Here is a 16638-nt window from a genome sequence, read left to right as displayed (position 1 = left end):
CCTCATCACGGCCACCGTGCAGCCATCGAGACGGCGCCCAGCGCGGCGATGGTGGCGAAGGCCAGCGCGTACAGGGCGTACTGGGCAGTGCGCTCCTTGCGGACCTCCTCGTGGCCGACCTGGGTCTTGACGTCCTTGTAGACATCCTTCAGCTGGTCGGCAGAGTCGGCACTCCAAGACTTGCCGCCAGTGATGCGGCTGATCTCCTTCAGCGCGGCCGGGTCCGGTGGCACGCGCTCGCGTTTGCCGTCCAGGTCGACGTAGCCGGTGGACTTGCCGTAGCTGATGGTGTGCACCGGCACCTTGGCGGTGCGGGCCTTGGCCGCGGCGGTGCGCGGGTCGGCGCCGTCGGTGCTGGCACCGTCGGAGAGCATCACGACCATGCCGGGGGCGGGCTTGTCACCGTCACCGGGTGGGGCCTGCTTGATGGCATTGAGGCTGACGTCGATGGCGGTACCGATGGCGGTACCGTCGGCCAGCTCGATGCCGTCGATCGCGCGCTGGGTGGCGGCGCGGTCGACGCTGGGTGGCATCCGCACCGAGGGGTTGCCGTTGAGGGCCACGACCGAGACGTTGAAGCCTTCGGGAAGGGTGGCGATGAAGTCGCTCGCGGCCTTCTTCGCTGCATCCAGCCGGTTGGGCTTCACGTCGGCGGCCATCATCGACTGTGAGGAATCGATCACCACCACGACCGTCGCGCGTTCCCGAGGGACCTTCTCCAGGCCCATCGGACGTGCCCAGGCCATGGCCAGCGCCACCAGCGAGCACAGGCTCATGGCGACAGCCAGGTGGCGGCGCCACTGGGACTGACGCGGGAGCACGCGGGAGAGCACCGCCGTGTTCGTGTAGCGGATGCCGGTGCGGCCCTTGCGGCGCAGCAGGTAGAGGTAGGCGATCACCATCAGTGGTAGCACCACCAGCGACCACAGCCTCTCGGGCTGCTTGAAGTCGGGCCAGGACAGCAGCGAGACCAGCAGCATCATCGCGTGGCCCCCTGGGGTGGCTGGTGCAGGATCGCGGCGGTGCGCCGGTAGCTCAGCACGAAGCGGGCGATGTCGGCGACCCAGTCGCGGTCGGTGCGCAGCTGGATGTGGCCGACCCCGGCACGGCGCATCGCGATCCGGGTCCGCTCGCGCTGGGCGGCCGCTGCGGCGTCCATCCTGGCGCGGGCGGCCGGATCGGAGGTGTTGACGTAGCGGGCGAAGTCGCTCTCCGGGTCGCGGATCAGCAGTTCGCCTACGTCGGGAAAGGTGATCTCGTGGGAGTCGACCACCTCGATGCACAGCACCTGGTTGCGCACCGCGAGGCGTCGCAGGGCGCGTTCCCACTCCGGCTCGACCTCAGGATCGAGTTCGGCGTCGCCGGGAGTGAGGAAGTCGCTGACGACCACGCGCATGCCGCGACGGCGCTGGGTGCGGGCGAGCTGTTCGATGCCGGCCGCCAGGGTCATGCCACCGGGGGCACGGTCGGGCACGATCGGTTCGTCGAGCATCTTGCGCAGCAGCCCGTAGAGGGCGGTGCGCCCGCTGCTGGCCGGCAGCCGCTTGACCTGGTCCTGGCGCATGATCATGCCGCCGAAACGGTCACCCATGCGCTGGCTCAGGAAGCCGATCGTGGCGATCGCGGCGATGCCCAGGTCACGCTTGGTGACCCCCTCGGTGCCCCAGTTCATCGACGGGGTGACGTCGAGCAGCGCCCACACCTCCAGTTCCCGATCGGCGATGGTGTCGCGCACGTGCGGGATGGTCGTGCGGGCGGTGACGGCCCAGTCCATCTTGCGCACGTCGTCCTGGCCGGGCTGGTACTGCCGGGCGTCGTGGGCGTCGGCACCCGGTCCCGGCAGCAGGCCGAGGTGGTCGCCGTGCAGGAAGCCCTCGAGGCGACGCACGATGGTCAGTTCGAGACGTCGCAGGGCCGCTTCGGGGGCCAGTTTGCCCAGCGGCAGGGTGGCACCGGAGGGCGGGGCGAGCACGCTGCCGGCCGCCCCGATGTCGGGACGGTCACGGCCGGGCTGGGCGGGTCCCGGCGCCTGGAAGGTGGGCGTCGAGGTCATGGGTCAGCGGGGGTCATAGGGATTGGCGGGAGGCTGCGGGGCCTGCTGCTGGGGCGGCGGGAACTGGCCCAGATCCTGCGGCTGCGACGGCTGTACGGGCGCGGCTGGCTGCTGGGCCGGGGTCCGCTCGTTCCACACCGGAGTGGGCGGCGGCACCATCGCCAGGATGCGCTCGACGACCTGGGCGGGCTCGATGTTGTCGGCCACGGCGTCGAATCCCAGCACCAGGCGGTGCGCCATCACGTCGCGGGCCACGGCCTGCACGTCGGTGGGGAGCACGTAGTCGCGGCCGTGGATCAGGGCAAGCGCTCGGGCGGCGGAGACCAGGCCGAGGGTGGCACGCGGGGAGCAGCCGATCTCGATCACGCTGGCGAGGTCGGGCATGCCGAAGTCTGCAGGGGTGCGCGTGGCCAGCACCAACCGGACGATGTACTCCGCCACGAGGTTGTGCACGAAGACATTGCTGGCCAGGTCCTGCAGCTCGAGCACGGTCTGCGGGTCGAGCACCTGCACCGGCTCGGGCGGGGTCACCGACATGCGACGCAGGATCTCCAGCTCCTCGTCGCCCTTCGGGTAGGGCACGTCCACCTTGAGCAGGAAGCGGTCACGCTGGGCCTCGGGCAGCGGGTAGACGCCCTCTGACTCCACCGGGTTCTGGGTGGCGATCACGTTGAAGGGCTTCTTGGCCGGGTAGGTGACGCCACCGATGGAGACCTGCTTCTCGGCCATCAGCTCGAGCATCGCGGACTGCACCTTGGCGGGGGCGCGGTTGATCTCATCGGCGAGCACGAAGTTGACGAAGACGGGGCCGAGCTCGATGTCGAAGCTCTCCTTGGACGCCGAGTAGATGCGGGTGCCGACGATGTCGGAGGGCACCAGGTCCGGTGTGAACTGCACGCGGGCGAACTCACCGCCCACGACGGTGGCGAAGGAGCGCACCGCGAGGGTCTTGGCGACGCCGGGGACGCCCTCGAGCAGGATGTGGCCCTTGGCGAGCAGGCCCACCATCAGCTGTTCGACCATGTGCTCCTGGCCGACGATCACGCGTTGCACCTGGGCGATGGCCTCGCCGAGCACCTGCGCGGCCCGGGCGACCTCCTCGGTCGTGCCGGCCCGCTGGGCCGCTGCCTGCGCGGGGGCGGCCTCGGGCTGGCCAGCCTCGACGGCAGGGGTCTGGGGCTCGCCGGCGGCGTACTCGGGGGTGCTGCTCACGTAACTGTCTCCTGGGCTGGTCGGCCTGTCCACACGACGGGGTCGGCGGTGGTGTGCGTCGGGGTGCGAACACACGCGGATTTCACGATACCTCCCCCCACCCAGCGCTGCGTCCCCGCCACGACGCGCGTGGGCGCGCCCGGCCCAGCGGCCCGCCGATGCTTGTCCGCGTGTGGTGAGATGGACCCGATGACCATCCAGCCCCCAGACCAGCACCCGTCGGACCCGGTTCCCACCGGGCGCTTCGCGGCACCACTGCTGCCCACCGATCCGCCCCGGATCGGCGACTTCTGGCTCGACGCGCGGCTGGTGGCCGGCCCTCCCGGCGTGGCCTACCAGGCCCACGGTCCCGACTCGCGTGGCGTTCAGCGCCAGGTGATGCTGGTGGTGCTCTCTGACGGCGCCGGCCACGACGCCGCCTGCCGCGACCGGCTCGCCGGTGAGGTGAACAAGCTGCACATCGACACCGTCGTGGCCCGCGGCGGGCGGGGGCAGGACGAGGGACGCCTGGGCCATCGCTTCGTCAGCGACACCAGTGCTCCTGCAGCTCCGGACGGCTCGATCCAGACCCCCTGGGTGGCCCTGGCCCATGACGCCAGCGATGCCGCCGTTGAGGAGGGTGTGCGGCTCTTGCGCTGTGTCGACCTGTCCTCCACCGCGCCGCTGGGAACCCCTTCGGGCCCCGACTACCGGCTGCACTGGATCGACGAGCCACGTCCCGGGCCTTGGCGGGCCTGGCCGCTTCCGTGGCCGGGGCGCCATGACCGCGCCGGATGGATGTCGATCGCGGTCAGCTGGCTGCTGATGGTGCTGCTGGCCGCCCTGGCGCTGCTGATCGCCGTGTTGCTCTTCCAGAACAAGCCGCCGGCTCCCCCACCGCCGCCGATCCCGACCTCGCCGCCGCCGAGCCAGAGCCAGTCGCAGTCGCCGCCCCCGAGCCAGTCGCCCACGTCGGCCCCGCCCAGTTCTGCCTCGCCGAGCCAGGGCAGCGGCTCTCCGTCACCGAGCTCGGCCTCGCCCAGCCCGGCCAGTGGATCGCCCGATCCGAGCCGGTCGGCCAGTGCCCAGCCGACCACTCCCTCGGACCGCCCGTCCATGGAGTCCCCGATGCCCTCGGGCAGCGCCTCGGGCGATGCCGGGACACCGACACCGAACCGGAGGCTGTGATGATTCCCTCGCTGGTGGCCAGTGACCTGGACGGCACCTTCCTCGACTCTGCCAAGCAGGTGAGCCCGGCCAATGCGGCTGCGGTGCTGCGCCTGGCCGAGCTGGGGGTGCCCTTCGTCGTGGCGACGGGTCGCCCGGCGCGCTGGTTGCAGTGCCTGGATCCGATCCGTTCCGCCCACCCCTATGTGATCAGCAGCAATGGCGCCGTGGTCTATGACCTTGCCGAGGAGACCATCCTGGAGTCCTTCCCGGTGCCTGCCGAGGTCTGTCTGGAGGTGGCCCAGGAGATGCGCCGTCGCTGCGATCACATCAGCTTCGGTGTGGAATATGGCATCGGGTGGGGCCGTGAGCCGGAGTGCCCTTTGCGCGGCGACCTGGTGGAGGCCGAGCTGGTGGGAAGCCTGGAGGAGATCATCACCGCCAAGCCCTTCGTGAAGCTGCTGGTCAGCTCCACCGTGCACTCCAGCGACGAACTGGCCGAGGTGCTGATGCAGGTCTGCGAGGAACGGCTCACCTGCACCTGGTCGATCGGCGGGCCCATCGGGCTGCTGGAGGTCTCGGCCCTGGGCGTCACCAAGGCACACACACTGCAAATCCTGGCCACCGAGCTGGGCGTCGACCTGCAGCACGCCCTGGCCTTCGGCGACATGCCCAATGACCTGGCGATGCTGCACGCGGTCGGTCACGGCTATGCGATGGCCGACGCGCACCCCCTGCTGGTGGATGCCGGTTTCCCGCGGGCCGGGCACCACGACGACTCGGGTGTGGGCCGGGAGATCGAGCGCTTCCTGTCCTGACGGCCGGTCTGTCCTGATTGCCAGTACGGCCGGACAATCAGTGCGGCGCGACCGACTCGATCCGAATGTCCCAGCCCTCTCCGGCGGTCTTCCCGTCGAGGTGGCGCAGGTGGCTCACGACACCCGTCTGCCGGTCGAGGCCGACGGCGAAGCGCGTCGAAGCCCCACGAGCACGGTGCTCCCAGTCACCAATCTGGTCAATGGCGAGGCTCACCGTGCCCGTCATCAAGGCGCAGCAGGAGCAGCGTGGGTCGTAGTCCTGGGCGGGAGTGACCGTGGCGCACCAGGTCTCCCGCCCATCGATGACCTCGACACGCAGGTCTTCGATGAGGGCGTCGCTCGCTTCGCCGGACCACGCGCTCTCAACGAGCTCCCGGGGGTCGGTGATGGCCACCCATTGGTAGGACTGGATCAGGACGCAGTCCAGGTCGGGTGGGCTGTCGACGCGGTGGGTGACCAGGCCGTCGGGCCGACGGGTCGCCTCGGCCAGCAGGGCGTCACGATCTGGCCACTCCCCCGGCGTGGCGCGCTCGCTCTTCAGTACCTCCCCGTCAAGACGCGTGGCCTCGAGGGCACCGTCACGGTTGGTGGTGACGCGGATTGGCTCGCGCCCGAAATCGACGGGGTCGCCGCCAGCGGCAGTGACCACGGCCGTGAAGGAACGCCACAGCCACGGGGCGCTGCGGGCCAGGGCGCGGAAGTCGTCGAGGCCAATCGCGATAGTGCTCACCAGCTGATAGAGATCTCGAGCTCGGACTCCTTGCCGGGTTCCACCTCCACCTCGACCTCGAGCTGGACCGTCGACGGGACGGCCAAGACCATGTCCCGGTCGCCGTGGCGCACCCGGACCTCGTTGTGGCGGGACAGCCCGTCGGCAATCTCGCGCAGGCGCTCGGCGGCCTGCTCACGGGTCATCGTCTGCTTGGTCTCGTGTTCGTAGAGTTCGTCTCCCATGGCACCATCCAATCCGGCGATGGCCTGCATGTCGAGGGGTCGCGCGACTGGCGATGGTGGACGCAATGGAACGCTGCGGGAACAGGCGACCACGGGTGGAGAGGCTTGTTTCCGCGTGGAATCAAGGGATTCGCGAGGGGGCTGAGGCCGAGGGAGAGGCCGACGACCCGCTCATCGCGGCGTCGGCGGAGCCAAGGAGACTCACTCGAACACGGCTGACGGAGGCGGAAGTGGACGCTATGCGAACAGCCCGCGCCAACGGTGTCAGCGTAAGCGCGCTAGCGAAACGCTTCGGCATCCACCGGGGAACCGTCTGGAGGAAGACTCGATAGACGAACGTCACGCAAGTGTTTCCGCTGACGGCGGAGACTCAAGCTGGATGCCTTTGCTTTGTACAAGTACGTCGACCGCTTCTTGGATGGCTCCGGCCTTGTACACGATTCCGAGGTCGATCATGTCGCTGAATGTCGCGGCCGGTGTGCTCTGGGTAAGAATGATCTGGCCAAGCACCTGACGGGTGTGCACAGCAGCGACGACGCCCGCGAGATAGAACCTTGAACCAATGTTCGTCGCCCCAGTACGGGTCACATACATCCCCCTGTCGTAGATCACCACTGGGCTCCCGCTGGATCCCGGAAACACAGATGCGTCGATAAGGAACGACGGTTGACCCCGATAATCGTTGTAGATTGGGGTCGCAGTCTGCCCTCGCCGGACGATTGGCATCCAGGACGCAGTATCGAACAGGCCGTTGGGGTATCCCACAAAAAGGACTTGCTCGATACCGTCAAGCTCGTCGGCTTGCTCCTGGGTCAAGAAGTTCTCGGGACCGAACGCCCGAAAATAAGGCGGCGCACCGTTGTTCGCCATGGCCGTCATGACTTCTCCGAACGGCATAACCGCGATGTCCACATTGGGATCAGGGTGCCCGACCCAAGTTTGCCCAGGGACGACACCGGACACTGTGATCTGGGTAGCGTGTTTGCTGGGCGCGCCGGTCTCTGCCGCCACCATCCTGAAGGTGATCTCGGAGAAGTCCCCGAGCACGTGCTTGTTCGTGATAAGGATCGGAAGGATGCCCTCGGGGGTGTGGTAGCTGACCACGAATCCTGTACCTGTTGAGACGCCTCCTGGCGCGGCAGCCTCAATATAGACCGTCGTGAAGAACAGCTGATCTGCAACCGTTTCAACGGTACGCATGGCCACCCTCTCTACCTGGCATGGGACGCTCCGGCTGCAATTGCGCCGCAACCTGGGCCGCAAACGCTGGATCGGCGTGGATGCGGGCAACGACATCGTCAGCGACCTTGTTCACGTCGATCGGGCCGCCGTGCTCGATCTGCACGTGTTCGCCTGGGTAGCTGAAGTCGATGCGGGGCGAATAGGCGCTCTCACCGTTGTCGCCATAGGCGGTGAGGACGTGGTCGAAGACCAACTGCACCTTGGTGTGGAAGATGTCGACGGTGTACGGCACCTCGGGCAGGCTCTGATCGAGGACGCGACGGATCGTACTGTTGACGTCGTTCGTAGTGGCAACTTTGCGCCGCCAGTCCTGCACGAGCTTCTCATTGAGGTGCTCCAGCAGCTGCTTGGCGCTGGTCTTGACGGTCTCCCGCTCTGCGGCGGTCAGGACGGGGTCCGGCTGAGTCAGCAGGTCAAAGATCGCGAGCTCTTCCTCAGTCATGCCCTCTCGAACGGCCCGTTCTTCCTCGGTGGTCAGTGTCTGGGACAGTTCGATGAGACGACGCAGGTACTCGTCGATGTTCACGCTGCCTGCGTTGTAGTCCTCGATGAGCTGTTCAATGCGTTCGACAAGCTCGTAGCGCGTGGGGTTCCGCAGAGCGGCCCCGATCGCCTGCTGCCGGAGCACCTGCGCGAGGCGATCGGTTTCGGCGCGCCGCCGGCCTGCGAACTTGGCGGCGAGTCCGTCGAAGTCGATGAGCGACAGGTCAATCAGCGGGTCGGGGTTGGTGCCTTCGGCTGCGGCCCGGATGACGTACTCCTCCGCGCCGACCGAACGGTCGAGTAGCGCGTCAACCGCGTCGGATACTGCCGAGATGTCAGCCTCGGGCGGGCGTGTGACTTCGACGATGCGCTCGTGGAGCACCCGGATCGCGGCGACGGTGCGCTGCTGGGCTCCGGCCTTCGGGTTCGGCAGGAGCGCTTTGAAGACCTTGCGCACTTGCCGCGCCTTACCGGTGAAGTCGTTGCGGGTCTCCTCATCGACCAGCAGCGCCTCGACCGCAGCGTCGCGCTTGGCGATGTGGTCGAAGCCTTCCGCGTCGCGCATCGCCAGGAGGTCAACACCGGCATTCGCACAGAACGAGGTCAGCTCGGCCACCGCAGCGTCCAACTCGCCCGCGAGTGCGTCGATGATCTCGATGGGCGACTCACCCGCACTTGCGGCCCCGTAGATTGCGAGCGCCTTCTCCAGGTTCCTGAAGACGCCGACATAGTCAACGATGAGGCCGTTGTCCTTCTCAGGGAAGACGCGGTTGGCGCGGGCAATGGTCTGCATCAGGGTGTGGTTCTTCATCGGACGGTCGAGATAGACCGTCGAGACGCTCGGGGCATCAAAGCCGGTCATCCACATGGCGCAGACGAAGACGAGCCGCAAAGGGTCGGCGGCGTCTTTGAACTTCTCGGCGAGGTCTTCGCGGTTCATACGCTCGCGATGGGGGCGGATGTCGAGGCCCTGGTCGTCGAGCGTCTTCAGCTCGTTCTGGCTCTGCGAGACGACCACCGCCATATCGGTGGTATCCATCAACTCGATGCGTGAGGCGAGCCAGGGGCGCTCCAGCTCAGGTAGCGCGTCGTGCTCGGCGCGCAGTTCGGCCAGGTGCTCCGCCCACGCCTCCTGCACCAGGGCAAACATGCGCACGGCGGCGGCCTTGTCGAGGCCGACGTACATCGCCTTGCCAGCGAACCCTCGCCCGACGAAGTGCCGCACCAGATCAGATGCGATGGTCTTCAGTCGCTCTGGGCGGGTCAACAGGGTGTACTGCGTGCTGAACTCGCGCGCCAACGCGCCCTCGGCGTCTTCATCCAACTCGGCTGCTTCGAGGAGTGAGTCAAGTTCGTCGGAGAAGTTCTCGTTAACCAGTTGCAGCTCAGGGATGCGGTTCTCGTAATAGAGCGGCACGGTCGCGCCGTCTTCGATGGCATCGCGGAAGTTGTAGATGCTGACGTACTCGCCGAACTGCTCCCGGGTCGCCTGCTCTTCACCCGCGATCAGCGGCGTGCCGGTGAAGCCCATCATCGACGCGTTCGGCAGTGCCCGGCGCATGTTCAACGCCAGGGTGTCGTATTGACTGCGGTGCGCCTCGTCGGTGATGACGATGATGTCCGAGCGCTCCGAGAGCACAGGCATCTCCCGCTCGCCCGCAGCCTTGGACGGCTGGAACTTCTGGATCAGCGTGAACACGTAGCGGTGATCGGCGGCCAGCAGCTCGCGAAGATGAGCGATGGATGCCGCGTGAACCCGCGCCTCAGGCGGAACTGCCCCGGCATCAGCGAACTCACCGTGAAGCTGGGTATCGAGCTCGGTGCGGTCGGTGACCATCACGAACGTCCACTTGCCAGCGATCTGACGCAGCACCTTCTGCGTGAACCACAGCATCGACAGCGACTTGCCCGAACCCTGGGTGTGCCAAAACACACCGAGTCGCTTGTCCTGCTCGGCACGAGCCCGGCGCAGGTTCTCGATGGCTGCGTTCACACCGAGGTACTGGTGCGAGCGGGCGACGTTCTTGATGAGACCGCCCGGACGCTCCAGGTACGCGACGAAGTTCTCAAACAGGTCGAGCAGGATCGCAGGGTCACATGTACCCCGGAGTGCGGTCTCCAAAGCGACCGCGCCACGAGTACCCGCGGCGTCGATAACCTTCCAGTCGCCGAAGAACTCCCACGGCGAGTACGTCGCCCCGACCTTCGCCTCACTGCCGTTGGAGAGCAGCACAAAGCAGTTCGGGATGAACAACTGCGGAATGGTGTCGCGGTAGTCGGTCACGTTGTCGTCGTACGCCGACTTCAACGCGACGCCCGGCTCCTTGAACTCCATCAACACCAAAGGCACACCGTTGACGAACAGAGCGGCATCGAGACGGCGGGAGTGCAAGTGGCCCTTGACCCACATCTGCTGTACCGCCAACAGATCGTTATCGGAGGGGTTCTTCAGGTCGAGGTAGCGCAGCGTCTCGGTGCGCTTCTCACCGTGATCATCTGTCCACTCTGCACGGTAGCCGTCACGCAGCAGGTCGTAGACCTCACGGTTCGCACGCACCTGATTCATGACGGAGCGATCCTTGGTGAGCACCTCAATGGCCTCGTTGATCGACGTGTCGGGAACCTGGGCGTCGTTGAGCTTGCGCATCGCGAACCGCAGACGGTGGGTGAGCACCACGTCGTGCTGGGAGTCACGCCCGAGCGTGCCCTGGGGGCCCAGCGTCTCCTGGAACGCGTCGATCTGCGCCCAGCCGAGTTGCCCCAACAACTCCATGCTGGGCTTCTCAACGTAGGAATACTCAGGGCCGATCGGTGTCATGACGCCACCCGCTCCTCCATCAGTACGTCAAGGTTGAGCGACGATATGTCGATCTGACCGGTGACGAGCTTCGGCAGGAGTAGGTCGCGCAGGCCAGCCAACGCGGAGCATTCAGCGCGCAACTTCCAGCTCAGCTCGTGCATCGGAGCCACCTTCTCGGCGAAGGCTGCGTCAATCGAGGCATTCGGCACGGCGACTGTCGCTTCCTCGAAGTCGACAGCACGAACCGCTGGGTACGCCGAGCCAGTGGCGCGCCCAATGAGCCAGTCAGAGAAGGTCGTCGTCGAGGTTGCCTCGAACAAGAATGCCGAGGAAACAGTCGTCGGGGATAGGACAGCCAGGCCTGTAGAGGCGATCCAGTCCTCTCCCGGGGCAACGACCAAGGCATGGGCTCTGCGATTCGGTCGTACCGTCGCCCAAACGGTGTCACCAGGCTTGATGACTCGCCGCGCTCGACCGGGCGCATCCGCGCCTTCGACCGCGTCCAACTCACCAACCTCGCGTTCCGCGAGCGCCGCGATGTCGAGGTACCGGAACACTTCATCTGGTCTGGGCTTGCGCGACGTCTGATTGACCTTCGCGATCGCAGCGAGGGGCCGCACCTCCCACCCCTCGGGGATCGGGCCAAGGGCGGAGTCGACCAGGGGGACGTCCTCGTGACCGGGGTAGCGGTACTTCACGAACCACTCGCGGTAGATGGTCCTCGCCATCTCCTCGAGCACCGCCACCCGCCGCCGGTTGTTCTCGATCAGGTCATCGATCCCGTCGAGTAGCTCAGCGATTACCCGCTGGGTCAGTATGTCGGGAACCTCGACCTGTACGGACTGGATACGTTCCGGGGCAGTGTGTCGTACCTTCGCGCCCGTTGCCGTCGCATAAAGCTGCCGACGCACGACGGCTGCGTTCATTAGGTGATAGACGTACCGGAGGTCGAGCACCTCCGGGTCAGTGATCTCAATCAGCCCAATTCGCTGATTGTGCAGGTAGGTGTCGTCCTTCGGAATGGTTGCCGTGCTCCCCAGGAGGCCCTGCGCCTGCTCAGTCATCGCAGTCACGACATCGCCTCGTTTGAGTAGAAACTGCTCGGGGTAGGTGCCGTCGTAGAACTTCTCAGTGCCGTTCTTCGGCTTGAAGCCACCCCCGTCATGGAAGTTGCCCGGAGTCAGGACGATCTGCTCCCCGGCGTCCCGGAAGTACTCACCCTTGAAGGCCCATCCGTGCTTCACGCGCAGCCCGCGGCCGAGTTCAACTTCTCGCCAGCCGCTCATACGTCGAGAATCCCTTTGACGGCGGCGTCGACCTTGACCCGGAGGTTATCGGCCTCATTGCTCAGGAGCGTGAACTCCTCATACAACTCTTCGAGCTTGGCCACAAAGTCCTCGTCATCCTCCTCGACCGCGGCTGAGCCGGTGTAGCGGCCGGGGTTGAGGCTCCAGCCCTGGGCTTCGATCTCAGCGCGAGTGGTGACTTTGCAGAGCCCCGCGACATCCACGTACCGCCCGGTGGGGAAGTTCTCGGCCAGCAGCGCCTCGCTACCCGCTACGGTCTCGACCTCTTCGCCCCGGTAGAGGCGGACGACGTTGGCGAGGAACTCGATCTGTTCGGGTGTGAAGTCCCGGTGAGCGCGGTCGATCTGGTTGTGGATATGCCGGGCGTCGATGAACAGCACCGTGTCTTCGCGTGGGGTGCCGAGCTTGGCCTTGTCGAGGAACCACAACGTCACCGGCAGGGTGACGGTGTAGAAGAAGTTGGAGCCGATGGCGATCATCACATCGACCGCGCCCGACTCGACGAGCTGCTTGCGCAGGTCCTTCTCGGAGTGTCCGGCATCGCCCGCGCTGTTCGCCATGACGAACCCGGCGCGACCCGTCGGTGCGAGGGCTGCGTAGAACTGCTGAATCCAGAGGTAGTTGCCGTTGTCAGCCTTGGGCAGGCCGAAGGGAAAGCGTCTGTCGCCGGTGAGCTGTTCCTTCTTGATCTTGTCGACGTTGAACGGCGGGTTGGCCATCACGTAGTCGAACGCGCCGACCGCGCGATGGGGGTCTTCGTAGTAGCTGTTTGCCTGGCGGATGTCGCCAGAGAGCCCGTGGAGGGCGAGGTTCATCTTGGCCAGTGGCACGGTGTCTTCGGTCTTCTCGGTTCCGAAGACCGAGAGCTTGCGGGTCGCAGATTCGTGGTGGCGTTCGACGAATTTCGCGCATTGCACGAACATGCCGCCCGAGCCACAGGCCGGGTCGAACACGCGGCCTTGGAAGGGTTCCAGAATCTCGACGATCAGCCGAACGATCGAGTAGGGGGTGAAGTACTCGCCGCCGCCCTTGCCCTCCTGGGCGGCGAAGTTGGAGAGGAAGTCCTCGTAGATGAACCCGAACGCGTCGCCTTCGAGCTGCATCGGCAGTGGTGCAAAAAGGCGGAGCAGCTCGATCAGCGTCGGGCGTTCCAGCTTCTGGTAGCCGCGGGGCAGGATGTCTTTCAGTTCGGGATTGGTGGCCTCGATGGCCTTGATTGCGTTATCCACGGCCTTGCCGATGTCATCGCCCTCAGGAAGCCCGACCAGGTATGACAGCCTCGACTCGTCTGGAACGTAGAGTACGGACTTTGCCTTGTAGTCGGCGACGGTCGCGGGGTTCCGTGCGGATGCCCGCGACTCGACATCTGCTCGGATCGCTTCGAAGCGGTTCTCGGCGTAGGCGAGAAAGACCAGCCCGAGCACCGGGTCGCGGTACTGCACCGGTGTCAGCTTCGAGTTCGCGCGTAGCTCGTCGGCCGCGGCCCACAGGGTGGCGCGCACCTTGGCGAGGTCTGTCGTTCTCAAACGCGGTTCCGTTCTCTCAGTTCCTGGCGCATCGCGCGGCGGATCATGCTGTGGGACTGCGGGTTCTTCAGCAGCTCCTGATGGGTGGAGCCATCCCGATCGGCGCGCAGCCAATCCATGCAAGCCTGAGTCGCCGCCCGAAGATCGGCGCCGATCGCCTCGTCGCACCACTCCTCAATCAGATCCGCTTCCTCATAGAAAGCAGCGGTCTGCTCGTGGAACGTGTGCGTGGGAACCACGACACGCGAGCTGTAGTGCACCCAACGCTGAAGAAGGAGATTCACTCCGAACGGCGACAGAGAGGCGACTCGCGAGGCCAGCAGGTCAGGCGCCACCGTATAGAGGTTGTCGAAGTTCGCCGCCTGGTGCTGGCTCTGGCTCACTACGTCGGGACGGATGTCAGGCAGCGGCATCAGGTTGTAGTTGCCGCCCACCCAACCCGGCTCGTCGATCTCCTTGCGATTTGTCACCTCGGCAACAAGGACCTGCCAGGCAAGGTCGACGCCGTTCGTCCGCATGGAGCAGGGATGTTGGAGGACGACAACGGAACGCGCTTTCGTCCTACCTGTTGACCCCGGGAGTTGCACGCCGGTGAACACGTCACCGGTGAAGATGGGTCGGGTCGTCGAGACCTCGTCGCCACGCGCACGGTAGAGGGCATCCCAGTCCGGGACACCCTCTACGTACGGGGATTCGAGGTCGTGGCTCAAGATCAGCCCTTCATGCGGATCGATCGGTTGCCGTCGCCCGCTTCGAAGACCTCGAAGTCTGATCGGTACCGTTCGCGCCAGTCGGGATCGAACTCCGACAGCAATGCTTCGGGGTCCACGTGACCGGTCGCGAACTCGAACACGAGGTCAGCGCGATTGGCGGCGTAGAGCACGATGGGCGTGACAGGGGCAGACGAGGAGAGCGGTATCTCGAACCAGGAGGCGATCTCGTCGACCATGTAGTGACTTGTGATCAAGTCGCACGCGGCAAGCAGGCTCGCAATCCGAATGCGGCTGTCACCCGACGCCTTCTCTCCCTTTCGCCACTTCTGCACGGCGGGCACGCTCACGCCGACCATCCGTGCGATGTCACGCCACGCGAACCCGAGATCAGCAAGCTCCGTGAGCATCGACATCACACTGGCCCGGCCGCGCTCAGCTGCCGCCGTCCGCCACTCATCCTCGTGAGTACGCTTGTGGAGGTCGTCAACATCATTGTGGAGGGCGCGAGCCACGCTCCGAATCCCACCGACTTCCGTCGTCAGACGGGGAGGCGTGAGTCGAGTCTCCGTCAGATTCCGAGTGAAGGTGGAGTCGCCCGCGGTGGCACGCGTGCCCAGCGCCGACTCGACAGCGGCGTTCCGCACCAAGGTGTCAGTCATTTCGCAACACTTCCACTCGTAGTCGATCTGTGATCACGCTCTCAAAGACTCCACGCACGGGTTCGTGCAGTGCGTCTGCCTGGCGCAGGATGACTTCTGCGTCGAACTCGGGCACCTCGTCGGCTGCCTGCCAAAAACTGTCGATGTCCAGCTTGAACAGTGGCCCAGGAGGAGGCAACGGACGGCGCAACTCGGGAGTCGATTGCACGGCGTAGTCGCTCTGCGCCCCGTACCTCAGCACCAGCGCATGATCACTGCCACCGGAAAACACGAAGACACCTTCGTTCACCACCGGCGCAAGCCCCAACTCCGCACCGACATGCGCGGGGCCGAGCAGCGAAGCATCCACCCACTGATCCCAGTCTGGCGCGCTGCCACCGTTCTCGGCGGGAACCCTGATCTCGTCGATGTACCGGAGACCGATCCGTTCGACTCCGACCGGGGCCGCAACGGCCAGGCGGGTCTGGAGCACGACATCGAGCAATTCACGCATCCTGTCGTAGCTGCCGTAGTCGGTGGTCTCGATCACGAGGCTGTCCGCGCGGACCGACAATGCAGTCCGTTTGTCGCGGCTCGTCCACCTCGGGAAGCTGCTGACGACCTGCTGCTGCGTGGGCGGACCGTCCGGCCCTGCCTGCACGGTGACGGAGACCTCGTTCATCTCACTCGGCAGGGGAAGCAGCTGCTTGATCCGCGCGGACACCTCCGTGACCTGTTTGCGGTCAAGTGGCTCGCACAGCGGGTGCCGCACCTCGATCGCCATCAGAACGATAGGTGCGCTCGGGTAAATCTCTCGCTCCCTCACACCAACGATCCTACCAGTGCTGAAACCGGAACAGCAACCAAACATGATCGGTTGTCACGCGCAAGACTACGGCACACGAGGAGGTTCCTCCGGGTCCCGTCGGGTGAAGCGTTGCATGTTGCGTCGGACGTTGGTCGCCAACCAGGGTTCCTCATTAGCTGGCTCGGCAGGGTCGGGTGGCTCGTAGCTTGCAGCACGCTTGACCAGGGCCTCGTAGAGCACTTCGACGTTGTTGTAGAGGTCCCAGAACCTCGGCTGGTCTGGGCTGAAGGCCGGGTCGTCGCCGCCTCGGACAGCTTCGATGAGTGCCCAGATCACGTTCACAAGCGCGTCGTCGTTGGCGAAGACCTCGCGGATGCACTCACTTCGCGGGTGGGGCACATCGATGCGGCGCTCTCTGACCTCAGTGACGACGCGCTCCACGACCTGAACCTGCACTGCACCGTCGCGATGGGCTCGGCGGTCTTCATACGCAGCCTTGCGGCAAGCCGGGGAGCAGTAGATGCGCGGCCTGCCCGTCGGCTTCACATCCTTGAGCTTGCCGCCGCAGCGGGCGCACTTCGTCGGCAGCTCCACGGAGCGGCCGATTCGGGTCGTGCGGTCAAGACGCCGTTGTCTGGCCTTGTGCAGTTCACGGAGCCGGGCCGCTTCGTGTGGGCGAAGCTCGCTTAGGAGCACGATCAGGCGTTGCTCCATCGCCCGCTGCCCAGGCCTTCCAAGTTCGTCGCTCGGCGCGGCGAAGAACCTGTCGAGTACCTGGCCGTTCAGGGTGGGGATCGCCGCGGTGGCTTCGAGGAGTTCGTCTTCGTCGCCGGATTCGAGGGCGGCGAGCCATCGCTGGTAGCGGGCGTCGAACTCCGCCTCGTCGGGGTCGTAGCGTTTGAGGGCCATGCTCTACGGTACGTCGGTTTCGTCACCGA

At 65.8% G+C, this 16638-nt stretch carries 14 protein-coding genes and 1 pseudogene; 2 read left to right on the top strand and 13 right to left on the bottom strand.

Annotation, left to right across the window (positions count from 1 at the left end; all coding sequences use genetic code 11):
* Window positions 1–5 precede the first annotated feature (5 nt).
* The 3 genes and pseudogenes from ACYVKA_RS10035 to ACYVKA_RS10025 form a co-directional block, all read right to left on the bottom strand.
* Complete coding sequence (locus ACYVKA_RS10035; protein WP_460705096.1) at window positions 6–983, bottom strand: VWA domain-containing protein; 978 nt, start codon at window positions 981–983, stop codon at window positions 6–8.
* On the bottom strand, window positions 980–2053 hold the full coding sequence (locus ACYVKA_RS10030) for a DUF58 domain-containing protein (RefSeq protein ID WP_460705094.1): 1074 nt from the start codon (window positions 2051–2053) through the stop codon (window positions 980–982). Before ACYVKA_RS10030 ends, ACYVKA_RS10035 begins: the two co-directional genes overlap by 4 nt.
* A 3-nt stretch (window positions 2054–2056) precedes the next feature.
* A pseudogene (locus tag ACYVKA_RS10025) lies at window positions 2057–3139 on the bottom strand (AAA family ATPase); the annotation flags it as partial.
* 315 nt (window positions 3140–3454) lie between these two features.
* Between ACYVKA_RS10025 and ACYVKA_RS10020 the strand changes: the two are divergent.
* Complete coding sequence (locus tag ACYVKA_RS10020) at window positions 3455–4432, top strand: hypothetical protein (protein WP_460705092.1); 978 nt, start codon at window positions 3455–3457, stop codon at window positions 4430–4432.
* Window positions 4432–5229, top strand: a complete 798-nt coding sequence (locus tag ACYVKA_RS10015) for an HAD family hydrolase (RefSeq protein WP_460705090.1) — start codon at window positions 4432–4434, stop codon at window positions 5227–5229. The genes ACYVKA_RS10020 and ACYVKA_RS10015 overlap by 1 nt, the downstream gene beginning before the upstream one ends.
* Window positions 5230–5266: 37 nt before the next feature.
* On the opposite strand, the gene ACYVKA_RS10010 is transcribed toward ACYVKA_RS10015, so the two are convergent.
* The 10 genes from ACYVKA_RS10010 to ACYVKA_RS09965 all read right to left on the bottom strand — a co-directional run bounded on the left by ACYVKA_RS10010 (window position 5267) and on the right by ACYVKA_RS09965 (window position 16609).
* Window positions 5267–5959, bottom strand: a complete 693-nt coding sequence (locus ACYVKA_RS10010) for a hypothetical protein (RefSeq protein WP_460705088.1) — start codon at window positions 5957–5959, stop codon at window positions 5267–5269.
* Entirely contained in the window at window positions 5956–6183 is a 228-nt protein-coding gene (locus ACYVKA_RS10005; protein ID WP_394276996.1) for an amphi-Trp domain-containing protein, read from the bottom strand. The genes ACYVKA_RS10010 and ACYVKA_RS10005 overlap by 4 nt, the downstream gene beginning before the upstream one ends.
* A 339-nt stretch (window positions 6184–6522) precedes the next feature.
* Entirely contained in the window at window positions 6523–7383 is an 861-nt protein-coding gene (locus tag ACYVKA_RS10000; protein WP_460705230.1) for a S1 family peptidase, read from the bottom strand.
* Entirely contained in the window at window positions 7370–10726 is a 3357-nt protein-coding gene (locus tag ACYVKA_RS09995) for a type I restriction endonuclease subunit R (RefSeq protein WP_460705086.1), read from the bottom strand. The genes ACYVKA_RS10000 and ACYVKA_RS09995 overlap by 14 nt, the downstream gene beginning before the upstream one ends.
* Complete coding sequence (locus ACYVKA_RS09990; protein ID WP_460705084.1) at window positions 10723–11994, bottom strand: restriction endonuclease subunit S; 1272 nt, start codon at window positions 11992–11994, stop codon at window positions 10723–10725. Before ACYVKA_RS09990 ends, ACYVKA_RS09995 begins: the two co-directional genes overlap by 4 nt.
* Window positions 11991–13517: a type I restriction-modification system subunit M gene (locus tag ACYVKA_RS09985; protein WP_460705082.1), complete on the bottom strand. Its 1527-nt coding sequence runs from the start codon at window positions 13515–13517 to the stop codon at window positions 11991–11993. Before ACYVKA_RS09985 ends, ACYVKA_RS09990 begins: the two co-directional genes overlap by 4 nt.
* A 20-nt stretch (window positions 13518–13537) precedes the next feature.
* Window positions 13538–14251, bottom strand: coding sequence for a hypothetical protein (locus tag ACYVKA_RS09980; RefSeq protein ID WP_460705080.1), 714 nt, complete (start codon window positions 14249–14251; stop codon window positions 13538–13540).
* 2 nt (window positions 14252–14253) lie between these two features.
* Window positions 14254–14913 carry a hypothetical protein gene (locus ACYVKA_RS09975; RefSeq protein WP_460705078.1) on the bottom strand — a complete coding sequence of 220 codons (660 nt, stop codon included), beginning with the start codon at window positions 14911–14913 and terminating at the stop codon, window positions 14254–14256.
* Window positions 14906–15718, bottom strand: a complete 813-nt coding sequence (locus tag ACYVKA_RS09970; protein ID WP_460705076.1) for a TIGR04255 family protein — start codon at window positions 15716–15718, stop codon at window positions 14906–14908. The genes ACYVKA_RS09975 and ACYVKA_RS09970 overlap by 8 nt, the downstream gene beginning before the upstream one ends.
* Before the next feature lie 66 nt (window positions 15719–15784).
* A complete protein-coding gene (locus ACYVKA_RS09965; protein WP_460705075.1) occupies window positions 15785–16609 on the bottom strand; it encodes a hypothetical protein in 825 nt (274 codons plus the stop codon).
* Between the last annotated feature and the right edge of the window lie 29 nt (window positions 16610–16638).

Source organism: Luteococcus sediminum, from assembly GCF_054783495.1.
Note: the sequence above shows the minus strand (reverse complement) of the source record. Positions and strands in the feature narration are given on the sequence as shown.

Bases quoted from the DNA above. Each gene is read 5' to 3' on its own strand.
- ACYVKA_RS10035 (WP_460705096.1), bottom strand. From the start codon at position 983: ATGATGCTGCTGGTCTCGCTGCTGTCCTGGCCCGACTTCAAGCAGCCC.
- ACYVKA_RS10030 (WP_460705094.1), bottom strand. From the start codon at position 2,053: ATGACCTCGACGCCCACCTTCCAGGCGCCGGGACCCGCCCAGCCCGGC.
- ACYVKA_RS10020 (WP_460705092.1), top strand. From the start codon at position 3,455: ATGACCATCCAGCCCCCAGACCAGCACCCGTCGGACCCGGTTCCCACC.
- ACYVKA_RS10015 (WP_460705090.1), top strand. From the start codon at position 4,432: ATGATTCCCTCGCTGGTGGCCAGTGACCTGGACGGCACCTTCCTCGAC.
- ACYVKA_RS10005 (WP_394276996.1), bottom strand. From the start codon at position 6,183: ATGGGAGACGAACTCTACGAACACGAGACCAAGCAGACGATGACCCGT.
- ACYVKA_RS10000 (WP_460705230.1), bottom strand. From the start codon at position 7,383: ATGCGTACCGTTGAAACGGTTGCAGATCAGCTGTTCTTCACGACGGTC.
- ACYVKA_RS09995 (WP_460705086.1), bottom strand. From the start codon at position 10,726: ATGACACCGATCGGCCCTGAGTATTCCTACGTTGAGAAGCCCAGCATG.
- ACYVKA_RS09990 (WP_460705084.1), bottom strand. From the start codon at position 11,994: ATGAGCGGCTGGCGAGAAGTTGAACTCGGCCGCGGGCTGCGCGTGAAG.
- ACYVKA_RS09975 (WP_460705078.1), bottom strand. From the start codon at position 14,913: ATGACTGACACCTTGGTGCGGAACGCCGCTGTCGAGTCGGCGCTGGGC.
- ACYVKA_RS09965 (WP_460705075.1), bottom strand. From the start codon at position 16,609: ATGGCCCTCAAACGCTACGACCCCGACGAGGCGGAGTTCGACGCCCGC.